The 830-nt window shown below is 57.0% G+C and carries 1 protein-coding gene; it reads right to left on the bottom strand.

Annotation, left to right across the window (positions count from 1 at the left end; translation table 11 throughout):
• On the bottom strand, positions 1–830 hold an 830-nt coding region (locus OGW13_RS00075; RefSeq protein ID WP_287115450.1), incomplete at both ends, for an autotransporter outer membrane beta-barrel domain-containing protein.

The following is an 830-nucleotide window of genomic DNA, read 5'->3' as shown; positions in this document are numbered from 1 at the left end:
AGACGATCGTGAAGCCGGGTGGTGAACAGCGTGTTGGCGGCAAGGGTGTTCGCCAGATAGCTGCCGGTTTCCGGGCGATACTGGTGTTCACCAGGCTGGGGAATAGGCTGCTCTGGCGTTTCCGGTGAGGCTGGCGCGGGTTCATCTGGCGGTAACGGAGTCGGAATCGCCTCGCTGGTCAGATGCCAGTTCTGGTTGTTCTTTTTAATGATGTTGTAATCGTAAGCACCCGCGACGATACGACCTCCTTTGACGAAGGTCCCGTTAGAAGCACCCTCGACTTCCACAATGGGGATGCCTTCTACCGTCTGGGAACCGCCGCCGCCAGCGTTGGTGACGCTGACACGTGTAGTGCCACTGGTGTCACCACGGACAATCATTTTATCAGTCGCGGAAAGGTCATCACCCAGTACGGTACGCAAGGCCAGCAGACCGTTGTTACCCGCGTAGTTGCCCGCGATGGTTAACGTGGTCGGCGTAAAGGCCGCTCTGGCTTGTGATGGGGAGGAGAGCGTTGCTGTACCTGCCAGATCCAGCGAGTTCAGGGTTTGCGAATAACCATTGAGATCCAGACTGGCACCTTCGCTGACGGTGTAATCTGACGCGGCGCTAAACGTATTCTCCGCACCTGCGCGCAGCGTCCCTCTGGAGACAAGCGTGTTGCCGCTGTAGGTATTGGCTCCTGTCAGCGTGGTGATACCGGACCCAACATGATTGACTTCACCATTACCGTAGATTCGTGATGCCAGCACGAAGTCGTCGCTGTTGTGATTAAAGTTGAGCTCTGCCGTGCTCATACCGCTGGTGTTGCCAAGGTAGATCCACGGCAG

The sequence above is a fragment of the Citrobacter sp. Ca225 genome (genome assembly GCF_030337175.1).
Classification (GTDB): Bacteria; Pseudomonadota; Gammaproteobacteria; order Enterobacterales; family Enterobacteriaceae; genus Citrobacter_A; species Citrobacter_A amalonaticus.
Note: the sequence above shows the minus strand (reverse complement) of the source record. Positions and strands in the feature narration are given on the sequence as shown.